This is a genomic window from Lysinibacillus sp. 1 U-2021 (assembly GCF_029916965.1).
Lineage (GTDB): Bacteria > Bacillota > Bacilli > Bacillales_A > Planococcaceae > Lysinibacillus > Lysinibacillus capsici.
Genome location: NZ_CP123966.1, coordinates 4,164,145 through 4,180,788, shown reverse-complemented (window position 1 = coordinate 4,180,788; position 16,644 = coordinate 4,164,145). Strand labels below are relative to the sequence as shown.

Sequence of the window (16,644 nt, the reverse complement as noted above, 5' to 3'; positions counted from 1 at the left end):
CTTTGCTTTCTTTAGCGTAATTATGAGAAAATCCAACTAGAAAGGGGCGAATTAGATGGATTCATTTACTTTTTTTAACCCAGTGAAACTACATTTTGGTGAGGATGCACTTGAAAAATTGCCGAAAGAATTAGAGCAATTTGGAAACAAGGTATTAGTTGTATATGGTGGCGGAAGTATTAAATCGAATGGTGTATACGATGCTGTTATAGAAAAATTACAACAGGCGGATAAAACCGTATTTGAATTAGGTGGTGTAGAGCCAAATCCACGAGTAGAAACAGCTAGACGAGGTATTGAGATATGCAAAACTGAAGGAATTGACTTAGTTCTTGCTGTTGGTGGTGGTTCAGTAATCGATTGTTCTAAATTAATTGTTGCTGGCGCTAAGTATGATGGCGATGCTTGGGATATCGTGAAACGTAAAGTGATTGTAGAACAAGCTATACCACTAGGAACGGTATTAACACTTGCTGCTACAGGCTCAGAAATGAATGCTGGATCTGTGATAACGAATGCTGCTACAGAAGAAAAACTAAGTTGGGGTAGTCCAGCAGCCTTCCCGAAATTTTCAATACTAAATCCAGCATATACAGTGACTGTACCTAAAAATCACACTGTGTATGGAATAGTGGATATGATGTCGCATGTATTTGAGCAATATTTCCACAATACAACGAATACTCCTATCACAGATGAAATGTGTGAAGGGGTATTGCGAACAGTTATTACGACAGCTCCAAAATTATTAGAGGACCTAGAAAATACGAAGTTACGCGAAACCATTCTATTAGCAGGGACAATTGGTTTAAATGGATTTCTATCAATTGGTTCACGAGGGGATTGGGCATCTCATAATATTGAACATGCTGTATCTGCTGTATATGACATTCCACATGCAGGTGGTTTAGCCATTCTTCAACCGCATTGGATGCGTTTAAATGTACCAGTAAATCCTGAGCGTTTTGCAGGTATAGCAACACGTGTGTTTGGAGTCGAGGCAACAGGCAAAACAGTAGAAGAGGTTGCTTATGAGGGGATTGATCGTTTATCTGCATTTTGGACATCATTAGGGGCACCTAGTCGTTTGGCAGATTACGATATTGATGATTCGAAATTCCAGCAAATTGTAGATCATGCTATGCAAAATGGCCCTTTTGGCAACTTTAATCGATTGCAAGAGGAAGATGTAAGAACCATTTTACGAAATTCTCTTTAATACTTTAAGTATGAGGCTATGCTTATAGCCTCATACTTTTTTTATTGCAAGGTTAAGAAAAATTAACGATTAATGTAGAATTTTGTCGTAGAAGTTTCTTTAGTCCTGCAATATAATAAAATAGATACATAATAGAAGGAATATAAATGTATTTTTCTTTATTTTAAGTGAGAAAAGTCATGTTTTTAGCTGAGTCATTCAACCTATATTATAGATTATTTTACTATAAGGTGATTTATGGAATGACAGAAAAGGATAGTTTTTTGTCGTAATCAGTCAATTCGTGTGTCAATGTTCAGAAGTTGTTCAGCCACCTTTACTAAAATAATTACAATATTAAACAAAGAGGAGAGGGATCAAATGTTGAAACAATTGCTACAGGATCGTATTGTTACATTAAGTTTTATAGAAATGCCATTTCAGCAACATGTTTATAAAATGCAAAATTGTGTAGAGGTATTGGGGATTGAAGCGAAATCATTGCAAATTGAAAATGATAAAATTATCACTGGATACATTGTTGATCAAAGTATATTTTTTAAAAGCGTGCGTTTTGGGCGAACGAATGTTATTTTTTCGGATGGTGTAAATAAAGCAATTGTACAATTATTTGTTCGTCCTTCTGGAGAAATTGTTGTAGAAGTTAAGCCGTATTTGGGGGGTGCTGAGATTGTTCCTGTTTATTATCGAACAATTTTAGCAGATACAGCTATTGCAATTGATTTAAAAGGTGCTTTAAAACATTATTTGGTGGCCCATCAATTTATGAATATAGAAGATTCAATTGCTGAAGTACATTATCAATCCATGCATCCGAATGTATTAAAGGATTCTTTTTTAGGAAATTTCGTGTTGGGTTGTCATGTGGATGGCAGAAATATTCTCAATGCAGAAGAATATGCATTAGCTAATCGTCAAGCCTCCTTACTATTTTCAAAAATCGTTATTCAGCAGAATGGTAAAAGACAAATGATTGCTTGTAATAAATTACTTACTTTTATGATTACAAACCATGTTTATGTAGGTTATGAGGATATTCCTAATTTAAAATTAGTCTAACAAATAGCCAACTGTCTGAAATACGGCAATTGGCTATTTGTTTTTATAAAGTATTAAATGGAGTTGTTTGGTTTTTCACCAACATGTATCCAGCTTGTTTTCCCATCATCTTCGTCGAATAATATAGCTACTTTAGATACTCCTTTTTGGCTTAGGATTACCTCGGTTAAATGATCACGAACATCATCTAAAAAGGCTAACGATAAAAGCGGATCAGCTTCAGCTACTAATTCTACATGTAAAAACTCTCCTTCTTTAATTACTTCAAGACGCACAATATCTTTAATATTTGGATCATCCATTACAAGGTGAGCAATATGGTTTAACATCTCTTCATCAGTCTCGCCAATGACGCCACGTGCATTATCGAGGAACACCTTACCGACTACATAAAACATCATGATCCCAATTATCATCGAAACGAGACCTTCTATTCGACTCCAACCTGTAAAATAAGCAATTAAAATAGCAGCAAAGGCTAAGAAGTTGCCCCCAGTAGCAACTAAATCTTCCATAAAAACTAATTTTGTTGCCGGTTTTGCCCTATTCAAATATGAGAAGGCTTTGGGAATAGCTGCGATACCTGCCTTTTCTTGATCTGCTTCATGTAACACTTCTGCAGCCGCTTTAGCTAGCACTGTCCCTTCTAAAACAATCCCGATGAATAATACCCCTAGGGCAATCAGTATCCCGCTAGACTCGCCTGCGGGATGAATAAAATGATGCCAACCTTCCTTTATTGTTTCATAAGAAAGGATAGCTACAATTATTACGGCAAAAAGGCATACTAAATTGACAATACGACCAAAGCCACCGGGAAATTGTTTTGTAGGTGCCTTTTTAGAGAGTGCTGAACCTATATATACAAATAATTGGTTTGCAGCATCGCCTAGAGAGTGCATCATTTCTGCAAACATCGCAACGTTACCTGTAAAGAAAAAGGCGATTCCTTTAATAATTCCTAAAAATGCATTTACACATGCAGCCATTAGAGAGGGTTTGTTACCGTCTTTTAGTAGTTTTAATAGTTCTGCCATAAAAAATCCTCCAACTAGTTTAAAATTTCCATTTCGATTTTTTCTATATAAGATAGTGCTCGTAATGAACGATAAAATGACAACAAATTATCCGAGACGATTAAGGAAAGGCGTAAATCTAACTCATGTAAAACACTATCGTTTTTTAAGTGCACATCTTTAATGCGTATATTTTCAATGATAATGTTGTTGTCCTTTAAAAATAAAAGAAATGATTCTGTATGGTTGTCATCATCAATTTGAACTTTTAATAAAATTTCCCGCATACGAATTCGCTTTGGTCCGATTTTCATAAGAAAAGGTGATAGTACTTCAATTCCAAAAACAATGATCACAACAGCTAGTGTTGCATCCATGTAAAAACCTGCACCAACTGCAATACCGATACCAGCGGCTCCCCAGATCATAGCAGCGGTTGTTAAACCCGTAATGCTGTCATTACCGCGTCTTAGAATGACTCCTGCACCAAGAAAGCCAATTCCACTAACAATTTGTGCGGCTAAACGTAGAGGGTCCATCGTAATATTAATATCTTCTCTAGCGGGGGTTGAGTAGGCTGTTTCAATGGAGATAATCGTTAATAAGCAGCTGAAAGTAGCAATAACTAAACTTGTTTTTAATCCAACTGGTTTTTTCTTTAATTCCCTTTCGATACCGATTACTAAACTTAATGTGGCTGCAATAACTAATTTTATGCCAACTTCATATGTAATCATATTTTCGAATAATGTTTCCATACACAACCCTCCATTGATATTTCGTATTGCTAAGAGATATGCAAACTGTCATTATTATATGTGCATCACTTTTTTGTATTGTACAACATGAAGTAAGGACATATAAGTATTTTTTTAGGAAGGTGAGGTTTTTTGGAGCAGCCAAAAATTCATCCATACATCCCGATTGTGATTGGTGTTATTTCAGTATCGATGTCAGCTATTTTTGTGAAATTAGCATCTGCGGAAGCGGGAATTATAGCATTTTATCGCATGCTATTTTCCGTTTTAATCATGGCGCCATGGTTTTTAAGGGGATATACAAAGGAGTTAGCAACTTTAAAAAGACGTGATTGGTTATTTTCTTCAGTTGCGGGGATTTTTTTAGCTTTTCATTTTATATTATGGTTTGAATCACTCAACTATACTTCAGTAGCAAGTTCAACAGTTTTAGTAACGCTACAACCTTTGTTTGCGTTTGTGGGCACTTCCTTTTTCTTTAAAGAGAAAATAACGATGAAAACAATCATAGCAGGTTCAATTGCAATACTAGGAAGTGTTTTAATTAGTTGGGGCGATTTTAAAGTAAGTGGAACAGCCTTTTATGGAGATGTACTTGCGCTCGTTGCTTGTGCACTAGCGACAGCTTATTTTCTATTAGGGCAGGATGTACGTAAGAGATTATCACTTGTGACCTATACAATGGTTGTATATGTTGTAAGTACCATCACTTTATTTATTTATGTAATGGTTAAAGGAGAATCCTTTGGTCCATATTCTTCGATGGATTGGTTATGGTTTATCTTATTAGCATTAATACCAAATTTACTTGGTCATACTTTGTTTAATTGGTCAATTAAATATGTTAGTACGAATGTTGTTTCAATTGCTATATTATTTGAGCCTGTAGGAGCTGCTCTTTTAGCTTTGGTGATATTTAAAGAGTATTTAATCATGACACAAATCATCGGCGGATTGATTGTATTAGCAGGAATTCTATTGTTTGTAATAGATATTAAAAAGATTTTTAATTTTTTTATGAAAAATGCTTGATTTTTAAAATGCTATATTATATATTATTACTTGTCCTTAACAAGAAGGAACACTTAAAAATAAAGTTTTAAAAAAGTTGTTGACTTTTAGTTGATAATGAGATAAGATAATAAAGTCGCTGAAAACGACTTAGGTAAAATGAACCTTGAAAACTGAACAAGCAAAACGTAATCAATAAAGTTTTAAGTAGCTAGTTTCACTGGTGAACGAAACACAATTTTGGACATCAAACATGATGCCAGCAAAACAATTTGAGCTAATCAAATTTCTTTTATGGAGAGTTTGATCCTGGCTCAGGACGAACGCTGGCGGCGTGCCTAATACATGCAAGTCGAGCGAACAGAAAAGGAGCTTGAATTATCAATAACTACAATCAAATGATGAAAGAAAATGCTGTTAGAACGTTCTCAGAAAGCGAGTTAGAACAAAAAGTCATACTTGAACGTATGAAAGAAAATGCATCTAAAGTATCCGCAGAACAAGCAGCAGAAGTAGTTAAAAATGCCGTTAAACAAAAAGAAGAAGTCATTAAAGAAGCAAATGACACCTATGACCAAAAATACAAACTTATTATAAAAATGAGAGATGAAACAGGGGATATATCTGCTGAAGAAGCAGATAAAATGATAGCTGAAGCAAAAAAATCTCGTGATCAGACAATTAAGTTGGCTGAAGAACGCCATGAAAAGATTATCTCTGAAGCCCAAAAGCAAGCAGAAGAACATGTCGCAAAAGTAAATTGGGAAACTGGTGAAGTACTATCAAAATGGGAAGCTTTCAGAAACGCAGCATCAAAAAAATGGGGAGAGATCAAAACGATTGCCTCAGATATGTGGAAACAAATTGATGCAGATACACAAAAATGGTGGAAATCTATAAAAGATTGGCCAGGTAAAAAAATCGACGAAATGAAATCATCTATTGAGAAAAAAATGGGTGATGTGAAGACAATAATCGAAACCCAATGGAAACATGCGCAGTCTTTCCTAGAAAATGTTAACTTGGTTCAAGTAGGTAAAGACATTATTAATGGTCTAATAAAAGGTTTAAACGATATGATGGGTGGCGTTAAAAAGAAGGTTGAAGAAATAGGAAATTCTATGTCTAGTACAATTAAAAAGGTTTTAGGCATAGCATCACCTTCTAAAACGTTAACAGAAGTAAGTGCACCATTCGATATGAAAGAATTTTTAACTGATGTAGTTAATGTATTATTTGGGGATCAAGGAGTGTGTTTGAATGACTTTTATCTATAATTTTAACATTGGAGGGTCCATTTCCATTCTAACGAGTGATACACGACAGATATTAGAAGTAATGGGCCATAAATTTAAAGTCAAAGATGCTGAAAAGAAAATATTCCAGTTGTCTGATTACCTAATCGCTGGAGGTGGAGGAGAGAATAATATTGTGGATTTTATTCTTGAAGAACTACAGTGCTTAGATTTGAAATATATTGATGATTGTCTCGGTGTTATGGACAACATATCGTCTAAAGTAGATTCAATTTTTTATTCTGATAAAAATAAGGACATGTATGCACAATTTTTCTTAGTTGGATTTAATCAATATGGTCAATCCGGTTTTGTTTATTATAATACTGATTCAGAAGACAAAGTTACATCGAATTTACTACCAAAAGGAATGCTTCGTGTTGGAGCTGCTTTATCTAGTGATGAAGTCTTTGATGCAGCTAGTGCTAAAGTGATACAACCGAGTTTAAATGGTCTTCAAAATACAAATGAATTTGCTGAAAAAATTACAAATTATCTGGCCGAGGTTCAAAAAAACATGTATCTAATAGATGAAATGTCCGTATCCGATACATTTTGTTACCACATTTTGTATTGGGACTATAAGGAGAATAAAGTGAGGCATATTGCTGATAAACGAAAACTAGATGTATCCGAGGTGAAAAAATGAGTAAAAATTCTCGCGAATTAATATATCTTACAAGTAAAGTTTTAAATGATATTGACAGCGAAGCCAGGCATATAAATAAAAAGCTTAAGAGTTTGCAAAGAAAGGCTAAAAATGAAGCTCCAGAGAATGAGAGGGATATATTCATAGATGGTTGTAAGGCTACTAAACAGGGTGTGAAAAAGATTCAACGCGAAGTTCTTAAATTAAGATTTAAAAAGCCAGAGCAAGACACAATTGGACAACTGCAGTTAATTAAAGATGAAATAATAAAGCAAAGAATTGAGATTGATCAAATTTATCAAGAAATATGGGATAATTGAAAAATAAAAATATATTTAAACACTTACTTCGGTAGGTGTTTTTTTATTTAAAAAATAAAATAAAGAAGGTAATATATATAATTATGTTGAATATTGGTAATAAGAATGGAGGGATTAAATGCAAATTCAAGAAGGATACATAGTAACTGCAAGGAAATTATTAGGATTAGCGAAACAAAGAAGGCTAACTTATCAATATTACTCCGGTACTGAAAAAATTACTCAGACTAAAGAGCATAATAAAGTTGCTTTAGAATTAGATTTATTTCTTAATACATTAACGCTTGAAGAGATACAATTTTTACAAGCGTTAATGTATTTGGGGCGAGATACCACAGATAAAGAGAGAAGTGAATATCCAGCTATAAAATTATTAGAGTCTCAATATAAAACGTTAATTAGAGCTGGATTGAATAATAAAGAATTAGGAGCAGACCAACTTTCCGGTAAAATGCCATTAGATGAATACCTTGAAAAAGGATTAGAAATTATTAGTAGGTGAAAGTGATTTTTAAAGAAAATACTAACAAAATAAGAAAACTATTAATTGTAGTGGCTGTTATTGGCACGCCTATTTCATTGAATTTATTTGTCTTTAGTTGGTCTTGGCCAAAAGTATTAAACGGAACATTAACCGAATGGATTAGTTTTTTCGGATCTTATAGCGGCGGTGTTGTAGGTGGGATTGTCGCGTATATAGTATCTAAAGCACAAATAGATAATCAAAGGACAATGGAAAGACTAAAAAGTCTAGAAGCAGAGCTACCTACTTATGTGGCTATGAAGTTAGAATTTGATAAAGTAATCCAAACAGTAGATGCCTTAATTAAGGTAAAAGAAAAAATGGATAGTTCTACTGACGAAAAATTAAAAGAAAAAATTTATTTTGCGTCTATCGGATTAAATGAGTTTCACTGGGACAGATGGGAACGAAAATGGTTAATCACTGATTCAATTTTATTAGAAGAATTATTAAAATTTCAAGAGAGTTTTCAGAGAACTATCGAAGTATTTGGGATTGATATTGAAGGGGCAGAAAAAGAAATTATAGATAAATACGAAAAAGGTCTTATTACAAAAGAGCAAGAAGAAATCGATAAACTAGGTTTAGAAGGGATGAAAGCGGAGAAGATACATTACTGGAATGAACTAGATTATTGTAAAGAAAAGGCCAGTAAAATTAACGCTGTTTTATTAAGAAAAGAAAATCTGATAAAAAAACTTAAAGCAGGATTTATTAATATTAATCGAACTAACCTAGATACTCATTATGAAGATTATAAAGTTAATAGATAGGAAATCTAAGGCCACATCTAACTAGGTGTGGCTTTTTATTATCCTTCATATTTCTAGTAGTGACATATGATTCCATTAACACTATGATAAGTATGGAGGGAATTGAATGAAAAAAATATCACTAGGTACACTATTATTTATTACAATAGGATTTTTCTTAATAGCTTTATACGCATTGATAATACAGGTTTTCGGTATACAAAGTGAAGATAAAGCCACGATTATAAGCGGTGTTTTAAGTATGGTAGGTGGAGCTTTAGGGGCTTTCGGAGCTTATAAGGTTGCTGTATTGCAGACTACCAAAGCGATTGAGCATGACCGAGAAATTAGGATTAGAGAAAAGAAGGTTGAGAAGCTAGAGGAATTAAAGACTGCTTTTGTAAGCTGTCATTTAACTTTGGAAGGAGTCTACAAGAAAGTCTATAAACAAAACAATATGATTAGAGAATTAATCGAAAAATGTTATAAAAAAGGGTATGCAGTCTTTTATAAAGAAAATTTTATTACACCTGATATAGAAAATGAGTTTATCAAAGGTGTAATGCAATTACAAAGCTTTAAAATGATAGTCATGAATAACAAAGAATATTTGCCAGTCAGAATGGATTCATTAGAAGTGCTTTCAGCAACTCAACGAATGATAAATGTATTAGATGATTTGATAAATATGCATAAACCAATGATTGGAGATAATGCGATGAAAATGGACGAGTTCAAGTATTACTGGACAGCAGTTACCTTAGATTTTCAAAAAACAAAAGAAGCAATACAAAAATATATAAGCGACCCGAAAAAATATATAGATATTGAAATCCAAGAAAACTTATAATTTGATACTATTTTCAAGTCACACTCTAAATGAGTTGTGGCTTTTTATTATGCCTTGAAGTCCGATGGATGTACCGAATGGACTTTGCAAGTAGAACTATTGTGGAGGGAAAGGTGCTTAAATTGGGTTCAGCACCTTTCTAAGATGGATTTATGAACATAGAATTCCACAATTAATAGTGTAATGCGAACTAGTATCTGTAATGAATGCTTTATGGATATGGTTATATATTGATCCAGATGTCTCCATTTTTTTTGAAAATTTGAGTACAATCGGCGAAACTATTTAGACGAAAAGATATTTTTTTTGAATTTACCTTAGTTTATTTATGTATTTTTCCGGTAATCTATTGAGAGTACTTAACTCAAAATTAATTGAAAAATCAAAAGTTCTTTGTGAGTTAACACGTTTTACTGTGTTATTTCCAATGAAAATATCTATATCTTTTTCATATCTAGTGCCGAAAGAATCGTAGTAGCTGACCAATACTTTTATTCTAGGAATTGACTTGGATTCATTGTTTATTGAGTTTATTATCATAGCAATATTAAATATTTCTTGATTTCTTGCATTTAACAAAAATGAAACTGATTCGTCTGTACGGATATAATTAAAAAAATGATTGTCTTTATTATCCATATCATAATTTCGACCTGCATGTCGTTTATCTATATCACCAAATTCATATTGGAAAAACTCCATACCGTAATCAGTTAATAAAGTTTTTAATTTGAAAATATTTTTAATATCCAAATCAACTAATTCTTTTAGATAATCTTTTTCGAAGAATACATTTAATGTTACATGCTTTGCTACACCATTTCCTATATTCGTAATTTTAATGGGAAGTGGACTTATTTTACTAAATGATTCGCCAATATTGTTCCACCAGGGAGCACTGAATAATATGTCTTCATTTTGATAGTTTACTGATAAGTTTATTGGTTCAATAAATAAATCTGGTTCCTGTGAATTCGTTCTTTGTAATTGCATTTCTTTTACCTGTTTAACAACTGCTCTTAAATTAATTATTGTAAGAAATACAGTTACCAGGGTAATTAAAACGCCTAAAATTGTAAAAATGAAAACCAAATTTTGTAATACATTAGACTCAGAATTTAAAAACTGCAATATATCTATTAACAATACAATTTCACCTCACAATTAATTTGTTTATTTATTATATCAACTTATCAACTTTTCTGGATATATTTGCGTTTAAGATTATATATTTGAAGATAGCTAAGTGATTGGTGATCTATTTTTTTTCAATTGTTAATGGTTGAAAGTTGAAGTTGAAATAGTAAAATATTAAAAAGAGGTGATCTTTCATGAACGAACTTTTAGATGTTGTAGAAGTAGCGAAAAGACTTAAATGCAATAAAAATAAGGTTTATGAACTTATTAAAAGTGGCCAACTAGTAGGATTAAAACTTGGTAGAATGAAAGTATCAACTATAGAACTTGATAATTTTTTGATTAGAAACGCTGGTAAGGATTTAACAGATCCTTTTAATGTTAAAAATTTATGATTCGCAACTTCTACAATAAAAATTTGTTAAACACTTTCAGCTGTATGATCAGTCGAGAGTGTTTCTTCTTTTTTATAAAGCTTAAAAATTGGCAATGATTAAAGAGAATGGAGGTATATATGTGGATGGATTTAAAGATTTCAAGATGACAGAGGAAAAAGTTCGAAAGTTGTTACCATTGTGTGAAAGTATCCTGTCTAGGGAGTACGGAAGAAAAATCAAATTAAAGGATTTAACTGTAGGAGGGGTAACGGTCAGAAGAGATGAATTAAAAGATAAAAGGCATGAAAATTTAAAAATTAAAAATAAAATTGATAAATAGTGAAAGGACACCCGAATTACTGGGCGTCCTCTTTTTTAGTCCATTCAATATTCATACCGATAATATTTGCAATTTCTTTTACTTCACTATATTTAATGGTACCACGTGTAAGCTTATTTGAAATATTCTGCACAGTAGTTTTTTTATCGTCTGGTAGATTTTCATTCATTTTATTTACTATTTCAGTAAGTGTCCATCCTGATGATGAGATATAACCCTTAATTTCATTCTTTATTATATTAGACATATTATTCCTCCTGTTTTTCTTTATTATAGCTTATTAATACACTTAAATAAATATTTTTATGCAAAAATGAATAAAAAGGCTTGAAGTTTTATTCGCTATAGTTTATTCTTACACTAGAAGGAATAAAATATATCAAATGACTATCAATAGTCAGTCGGTGAATGGACTAGAAATAGCCGACATTTAGAAAGGGGTGAGGAAGTGAGAGTTACAGCAAAGGAATGGTGTACTATGTCAGACCACAATAAACAGTTGTTGTTAAATTTGGTTGCCAATAGATAGAAGTGGGAAGAACCTATTCCTACTAATTTAAAATAAATATAAGAGGTGATTGTATGGTGAAAGATAATGGTGTATATACTGAGAAAGTAATTGATTAAATTGAAAGTTGTTCAAATAATATAAAGCTGGATCATCTAAATATAATTGAGATGGTAATAAAAATTGATAATAAATAAGCTTTAGAATCATTGATTCTTTTAACAAAATCAGTGTTAAAAAAGAGTAACACACTTTGAATGAGTTATAAATAAAATAAGAAAAGAGGAGTACACATGCAACAAACACATCATACATTAGAAAAAGTAGTGCTAGAAAATAGCAATAATATTTATGTTTTATCTGCACAGATAACTCAATTAGAGGTTATACAAGGAGCAGTAGCGAAATTACTAGAACGCATTGAAGATATTGTCCATAACGGTTGGAATAAAGATCGAGGGATGGCCTATCTTGCAATTGATGAAATACAAGATACTGTACGTTTAATTGATATGGCCTTTCATCCATTGTTTAAAGAGATGTCAGAAGGGGTTAACACACTTAACATTCATGCCGATGATTTATATGAAAAAGTAGTAAAAAACAAATCTGAACAGTCAAGTAAGGGAACTAATGGACTTGACAAAAACAGTATGGAAGGTTGGAATGCCTTTGCAATGGAAAGTAATATAAAAACATTCATCAATGAAGTTGGTAGAGAGCCAGAGAGCTTTGAGGAAGTATTAACATATATATTGGGAACCGTAAAAAAAGTTGTGGAAAAAGAAGAAGAAAATAAAAAAGCCGATGCGCTAACATCGACTCAAAAAATATAAACTAATTATTATTTTAACACATAAATGGGGATTGCACAAAATTGTGCAGTCCTATTTTTTAGGACAAACCAAAATAGGTACTACCTAATAAGGTGTTAAACTATTCGGCAGGCTTCCTCAAAAATGAGGAGACGTCAAATTTTAAGTCTCCCCAAAATTGGGGAAACCTATTTAGCTGTTCATTTTTTAGCTACAAAATCTTACTCGTGAAAATGTCGGATAGAAAAGATTTGATCAAAATTGAGTAGAGGTAATTGGTGGCTGGATTTTCAGCCGCGAGTTACTATGGTCTAAAATTCGACAGTGATTTAGATACTCACAAATTTGTGAAAATCTCATAACTCAAAAATGAACTGTCCTATTTCATTGTCCAAAATTGGTTAGTGAGTTTCATTGACGAAATTTCAGGAGTGAAGAGATATGCCCGATTTTCGACCGATGTAAAAGAGTGTGGAAGACAAAATAAAAAGGACTGGGGAAGTAATCGCAATCCTGATTTCTCATCCCTATAAACATACTCACCAAAAGCATTATTAATTAGCCCCAATCCAGCCCCAATTAGCCCCAAATCTATTCAATTTTATGCTTCATTTTGCGTAGTTTAAAATTAATTAAAAACCATTTAAATGTTGATAAATCAACGTTTATGAACTTTTTTAGATGCAATATGCACCTATAAATATCTATTGGGAAAAAAACACACCACCGAAATGGTTGTCGTGATAATTTTAAATGCATTCAAATAGTGTGAAAAGCCTTATATTTTAAGGCTTTTTCTTTTTTACTATTTTATATAATTTCACTAACCGTATTCAAAATCGTATTCAAAAAATAATCTTGCAAAGAAAGGCTAAAAACGAAGCTCCAGAGAATGAGAGGGATATATTCATAGATGGTTGTAAAGTGGCTAAACAGGGTGTGAAAAAGATTCAACGTGAAGTCTTAAAATTAAGATTTAAAAAGCCTAGAGCAAGACACAATTGGACAACTGCAGTTAATTAAAATAATAAAGCAAAGAATTGAGATTGATCAAATTTATCAAGGAATTATAGGATCATGAATTTAATCAGAAGAGATTCCAAACATAGGAAGGTGTGAGATATTGAATGAAAAAGAAGCGGATCGAAAATACCTTCAAGAATTTCAAGCGAGAATAGAAATGAAAGCACAGTCTAATCCACAGATTTTACAAGCATTACAGCTTTCTAAGGCCTTCCGTGACGCTTATGCATCGTGTAAGGGTGATAAATCATTATACCCTATTAAAAGGGCGCAGATACTCGCACAACACGGTTCTACAACCGTTGATTGGGAGCAAAAGTTTACAGCACTACAAGCTGAAATATCACAGTTAAAAACAGAGCTTCTATTAGCAGATGCTGACAGAGCTATTTATAAAGGTCAACTAGAAATGAATGGGATTGAACCCGTGATATAAGGTAGCCGTAAAACACTTACTTCGGTAGGTGTTTTTTTAATTGTATTTGTATGTCGGAAACAAGCAATTGAGACTACTAAATTGGTAGTCTCTTTTGTTTAACGAAAATTACATATGTTGGAGATAATCATATGCAACGGATAGTAGAGAATACAGACTTATTACTACCTCTTAGTAACGACAAGGAAATATTAGATTACTTGGATGAATTTTTTCATGAATAAGCAATAATGCTTTTGATATTGAATTACCCAAGTATTTAGATGAAAATATAAAAATAAGTTTATTTTGCTTTAATATGAAAAATATGTAAAATTGAATAGAGGGTGTATATTTTTACAACTTAGGAGGGGCTATATTATGCGAAATAAACGAATTAATTTAGTAATAATAGCAATCGTTCTTGTCCTTTGTATAACTGGAATTCTATTTTATTCAGAATATGGAACAAAGAACTTTGGAAATGAACTCATTACAAATCCTGATAAATTTGAAAAAGTTGTTGATAGCATTTCCGTTTGGGAAATGAAAGGTGGTGTAGATAACAAAAATATATTTATCGTAAATAAAGACGATGAATTATATAACGAAGTACGTAGCATTTTGAATAATTGGGAAGCAAAACGAACGTTATTCAAAAATATGGATGTATCTGACTCTTATTACAAAATAGTTTTCACTAATAAAGACGATATTACTAATCCAATTAATATATTAATTTCCGAAGATGGTATGGTTAACATTAACGCAAGAGAATACGAACTTGTCAAAGGCGATTTAGATGAACTACTTAATATCGCTAACTAAATCCACATGTAAAAAATAAATTACAACAAAATAATAATACTAACTTTGATTTCCGTAACGGAAATCAAAATGTATCCGTTTGAATAGACTTTATTGAACGCTCTATCACTTCTTTATATTTCTTGTAATTACAATACATTCCATTTATCCTATGATATAGGTAGATGGGAGGTGGGATTATATCTCGTAATACTATTAATTACAATGATGATAACACTACAGATTGGGAAAAAAACACACCACCTAAGTGGTTGTCATAATAAGTACAAAACACTCGTTTACATGACGAGTGTTTTTTTATGGATATCTCATTGTTTGCAAAAAGTCATTGAGTTACAACTTTTTTATTCATTTCAGAGTGCGGGAGGTAGGGAAAAGCATGTGCTCCAAATTCTTCATTTTTTGATTTCCTTAGATTTATCAAATGAAATTAAGGTGATGATTTCATCCATGAAATTAGATGCGTGTACCTCATCTTTTCCAAATGAAATTGTCTCGGGAGTATCACGAACTAAAGTAGCAACTGTGATGATAGGACATATGTGCAAGTGCGCGAAATTGCTGAATTGCTAGGACTTAAGCTCATTTATAACAACGAGAGCAAAACACAAATTATATGAAGTAAAATAACAAAAATAAAGACCCAAACAGCTTAATTTGCTGTCTAGGTCTTTGCTGTTTATTTTGTTATAAATTGCATTTTTACATTTTCGTTTAAAATTTGACCATCTTTAGAAATAATATCTTTTATATATAGCGTATAACTACTTCCTGGTCTATAACTTCCTACTGGTGCAATCGTGACCTTGCTTGTCTGCATGTCTGAACTTCTATCGATAATAAACATTAATGGTATGTTTTCGCCACGGGCATCATCTTTAATATAAATATTTTTTTCCAAAATAGTAGAAATATCAATATTTGAATTGAAGGATATTGTGAATTCTTTATTTATGTCAACATTTTGTTGTGATTCCCAAGATGTAAAGCCCTCTACAATAAAGGATTTGTTTTGAAGAAATTCGTAACCTTTATTTGTGAAATATGAGTAGGTGTTAAAAGCAAAATCCTGTACTGATATATAATCTAATGTCCATTCACCAAGAATCCCAAACTCTGCCATTACATGACTTTCTAAAATGTAAGTACCTTTAAGTTCACCAGGTTCATCTATAGATAGATCAAAAGGATAGAGGTGGTTCTTGCCATCTGGTGATTTAAAATGTACATTTACATATCTAATTCCAGATAAATTATCTGAAACTGTAAGTTCAATCTTTGCCGTAGAGCCAGCTTTAACAACAGGTGTTAATACTTTTATTTCTTCAATAGTTGGAGCTTCAGTATCTTGTGCAGCATAAACAAATGAAGAATTTGAAACGAATAAAAATAATGCACATATAATAATAGTTAGACTTTTCTTCAATTTTAATCTTCTACCTTTCAAATATAATATTAATATATTTTATGGTTAATAGTGGGATTTGTATATGATAAAAATAGGTCAACTTTATTATTTATTTGACAAGTAATGCCTGGTTTCTCAATTAATATTGAGCCTGGGCATTTTTTTGTATATGAAATTATTTTTATAAATTAATCATACCTGTTTCAGTTCCAAACAAACCAGGAGGAGTAGGTAAAGTAAATTATACTATTCGGGTTAAAAAAGGATTTGGTATAGGTTTTAGGAATAGATAGAAAAAATCTAGAATAAAAGGCACTTGACGCTATAATTCCCAGTCACAT

At 32.1% G+C, this 16,644-nt stretch carries 19 protein-coding genes; 14 read left to right on the top strand and 5 right to left on the bottom strand.

The genetic code is table 11. The features are described from left to right. The first annotated feature begins 55 nt into the window (after positions 1–55). Both QH639_RS22175 and QH639_RS22170 read left to right on the top strand, forming a co-directional pair. Positions 56–1,219, top strand: a complete 1,164-nt coding sequence (locus QH639_RS22175; protein ID WP_237898542.1) for an iron-containing alcohol dehydrogenase — start codon at positions 56–58, stop codon at positions 1,217–1,219. Between the two features lie 360 nt (positions 1,220–1,579). Continuing rightward, entirely contained in the window at positions 1,580–2,278 is a 699-nt protein-coding gene (locus QH639_RS22170) for a hypothetical protein (protein WP_281115267.1), read from the top strand. 53 nt (positions 2,279–2,331) lie between these two features. Here the strand turns inward: QH639_RS22170 and QH639_RS22165 are convergent, their stop codons facing one another. Both QH639_RS22165 and QH639_RS22160 read right to left on the bottom strand, forming a co-directional pair. Continuing rightward, complete coding sequence (locus tag QH639_RS22165; protein ID WP_281115266.1) at positions 2,332–3,315, bottom strand: cation diffusion facilitator family transporter; 984 nt, start codon at positions 3,313–3,315, stop codon at positions 2,332–2,334. Positions 3,316–3,329: 14 nt separating this feature from the next. Next, entirely contained in the window at positions 3,330–4,052 is a 723-nt protein-coding gene (locus QH639_RS22160) for an MgtC/SapB family protein (RefSeq protein WP_004233792.1), read from the bottom strand. 132 nt (positions 4,053–4,184) lie between these two features. Here QH639_RS22160 and QH639_RS22155 point away from each other — a divergent pair, with 132 nt between their 5' ends. From QH639_RS22155 to QH639_RS22125, 7 genes are all read left to right on the top strand, one after another. Beyond that, on the top strand, positions 4,185–5,084 hold the full coding sequence (locus QH639_RS22155; RefSeq protein WP_237898538.1) for a DMT family transporter: 900 nt from the start codon (positions 4,185–4,187) through the stop codon (positions 5,082–5,084). A gap of 377 nt (positions 5,085–5,461) precedes the next feature. Next, positions 5,462–6,340, top strand: a complete 879-nt coding sequence (locus QH639_RS22150) for a phage tail protein (RefSeq protein WP_281115265.1) — start codon at positions 5,462–5,464, stop codon at positions 6,338–6,340. Beyond that, positions 6,324–7,007, top strand: coding sequence for a hypothetical protein (locus tag QH639_RS22145; protein ID WP_281115264.1), 684 nt, complete (start codon positions 6,324–6,326; stop codon positions 7,005–7,007). The genes QH639_RS22150 and QH639_RS22145 overlap by 17 nt, the downstream gene beginning before the upstream one ends. Further along, positions 7,004–7,327, top strand: a complete 324-nt coding sequence (locus QH639_RS22140) for a hypothetical protein (protein WP_281115263.1) — start codon at positions 7,004–7,006, stop codon at positions 7,325–7,327. The genes QH639_RS22145 and QH639_RS22140 overlap by 4 nt, the downstream gene beginning before the upstream one ends. A gap of 118 nt (positions 7,328–7,445) precedes the next feature. After that, complete coding sequence (locus tag QH639_RS22135; protein WP_281115262.1) at positions 7,446–7,829, top strand: DUF3775 domain-containing protein; 384 nt, start codon at positions 7,446–7,448, stop codon at positions 7,827–7,829. Positions 7,830–7,831: 2 nt separating this feature from the next. Further along, positions 7,832–8,623 carry a hypothetical protein gene (locus QH639_RS22130; RefSeq protein WP_281115261.1) on the top strand — a complete coding sequence of 264 codons (792 nt, stop codon included), beginning with the start codon at positions 7,832–7,834 and terminating at the stop codon, positions 8,621–8,623. A gap of 106 nt (positions 8,624–8,729) precedes the next feature. Beyond that, positions 8,730–9,452, top strand: a complete 723-nt coding sequence (locus QH639_RS22125; protein WP_281115260.1) for a hypothetical protein — start codon at positions 8,730–8,732, stop codon at positions 9,450–9,452. Between the two features lie 312 nt (positions 9,453–9,764). Here the strand turns inward: QH639_RS22125 and QH639_RS22120 are convergent, their stop codons facing one another. Then, positions 9,765–10,598, bottom strand: a complete 834-nt coding sequence (locus tag QH639_RS22120) for a hypothetical protein (RefSeq protein ID WP_281115259.1) — start codon at positions 10,596–10,598, stop codon at positions 9,765–9,767. A gap of 185 nt (positions 10,599–10,783) precedes the next feature. Here QH639_RS22120 and QH639_RS22115 point away from each other — a divergent pair, with 185 nt between their 5' ends. Continuing rightward, positions 10,784–10,984 carry a helix-turn-helix domain-containing protein gene (locus QH639_RS22115; RefSeq protein ID WP_281115258.1) on the top strand — a complete coding sequence of 67 codons (201 nt, stop codon included), beginning with the start codon at positions 10,784–10,786 and terminating at the stop codon, positions 10,982–10,984. A gap of 121 nt (positions 10,985–11,105) precedes the next feature. Next, positions 11,106–11,306, top strand: coding sequence for a hypothetical protein (locus QH639_RS22110; RefSeq protein WP_281115257.1), 201 nt, complete (start codon positions 11,106–11,108; stop codon positions 11,304–11,306). 16 nt (positions 11,307–11,322) lie between these two features. Here QH639_RS22110 and QH639_RS22105 read toward each other — a convergent pair whose 3' ends face one another. Beyond that, the gene (locus QH639_RS22105) at positions 11,323–11,553 is read right to left on the bottom strand and encodes a hypothetical protein (RefSeq protein WP_281115256.1); all 231 of its coding nucleotides are present in this window, start codon (positions 11,551–11,553) and stop codon (positions 11,323–11,325) included. A gap of 554 nt (positions 11,554–12,107) precedes the next feature. Between QH639_RS22105 and QH639_RS22100 the strand changes: the two genes are divergently transcribed. The 3 genes from QH639_RS22100 to QH639_RS22090 all read left to right on the top strand — a co-directional run bounded on the left by QH639_RS22100 (position 12,108) and on the right by QH639_RS22090 (position 14,895). Beyond that, positions 12,108–12,650, top strand: coding sequence for a hypothetical protein (locus QH639_RS22100; protein ID WP_281115255.1), 543 nt, complete (start codon positions 12,108–12,110; stop codon positions 12,648–12,650). 1,102 nt (positions 12,651–13,752) lie between these two features. Then, the gene (locus QH639_RS22095) at positions 13,753–14,088 is read left to right on the top strand and encodes a hypothetical protein (RefSeq protein ID WP_281115254.1); all 336 of its coding nucleotides are present in this window, start codon (positions 13,753–13,755) and stop codon (positions 14,086–14,088) included. A gap of 360 nt (positions 14,089–14,448) precedes the next feature. After that, a complete protein-coding gene (locus QH639_RS22090; RefSeq protein ID WP_281115253.1) occupies positions 14,449–14,895 on the top strand; it encodes a hypothetical protein in 447 nt (148 codons plus the stop codon). A 679-nt stretch (positions 14,896–15,574) separates the two neighbouring features. Here the strand turns inward: QH639_RS22090 and QH639_RS22085 are convergent. Further along, positions 15,575–16,321 (bottom strand): Ig-like domain-containing domain, encoded by a 747-nt coding sequence (locus QH639_RS22085; protein ID WP_281115252.1) that lies wholly within the window; start codon positions 16,319–16,321, stop codon positions 15,575–15,577. Between the last annotated feature and the right edge of the window lie 323 nt (positions 16,322–16,644).

Coding starts and splice junctions, on each gene's coding strand:
- QH639_RS22175 (WP_237898542.1), top strand. CDS start 56: ATGGATTCATTTACTTTTTTTAACCCAGTGAAACTACATTTTGGTGAG.
- QH639_RS22170 (WP_281115267.1), top strand. CDS start 1,580: ATGTTGAAACAATTGCTACAGGATCGTATTGTTACATTAAGTTTTATA.
- QH639_RS22165 (WP_281115266.1), bottom strand. CDS start 3,315: ATGGCAGAACTATTAAAACTACTAAAAGACGGTAACAAACCCTCTCTA.
- QH639_RS22160 (WP_004233792.1), bottom strand. CDS start 4,052: ATGGAAACATTATTCGAAAATATGATTACATATGAAGTTGGCATAAAA.
- QH639_RS22150 (WP_281115265.1), top strand. CDS start 5,462: ATGATGAAAGAAAATGCTGTTAGAACGTTCTCAGAAAGCGAGTTAGAA.
- QH639_RS22145 (WP_281115264.1), top strand. CDS start 6,324: ATGACTTTTATCTATAATTTTAACATTGGAGGGTCCATTTCCATTCTA.
- QH639_RS22140 (WP_281115263.1), top strand. CDS start 7,004: ATGAGTAAAAATTCTCGCGAATTAATATATCTTACAAGTAAAGTTTTA.
- QH639_RS22135 (WP_281115262.1), top strand. CDS start 7,446: ATGCAAATTCAAGAAGGATACATAGTAACTGCAAGGAAATTATTAGGA.
- QH639_RS22125 (WP_281115260.1), top strand. CDS start 8,730: ATGAAAAAAATATCACTAGGTACACTATTATTTATTACAATAGGATTT.
- QH639_RS22115 (WP_281115258.1), top strand. CDS start 10,784: ATGAACGAACTTTTAGATGTTGTAGAAGTAGCGAAAAGACTTAAATGC.
- QH639_RS22105 (WP_281115256.1), bottom strand. CDS start 11,553: ATGTCTAATATAATAAAGAATGAAATTAAGGGTTATATCTCATCATCA.
- QH639_RS22100 (WP_281115255.1), top strand. CDS start 12,108: ATGCAACAAACACATCATACATTAGAAAAAGTAGTGCTAGAAAATAGC.
- QH639_RS22090 (WP_281115253.1), top strand. CDS start 14,449: ATGCGAAATAAACGAATTAATTTAGTAATAATAGCAATCGTTCTTGTC.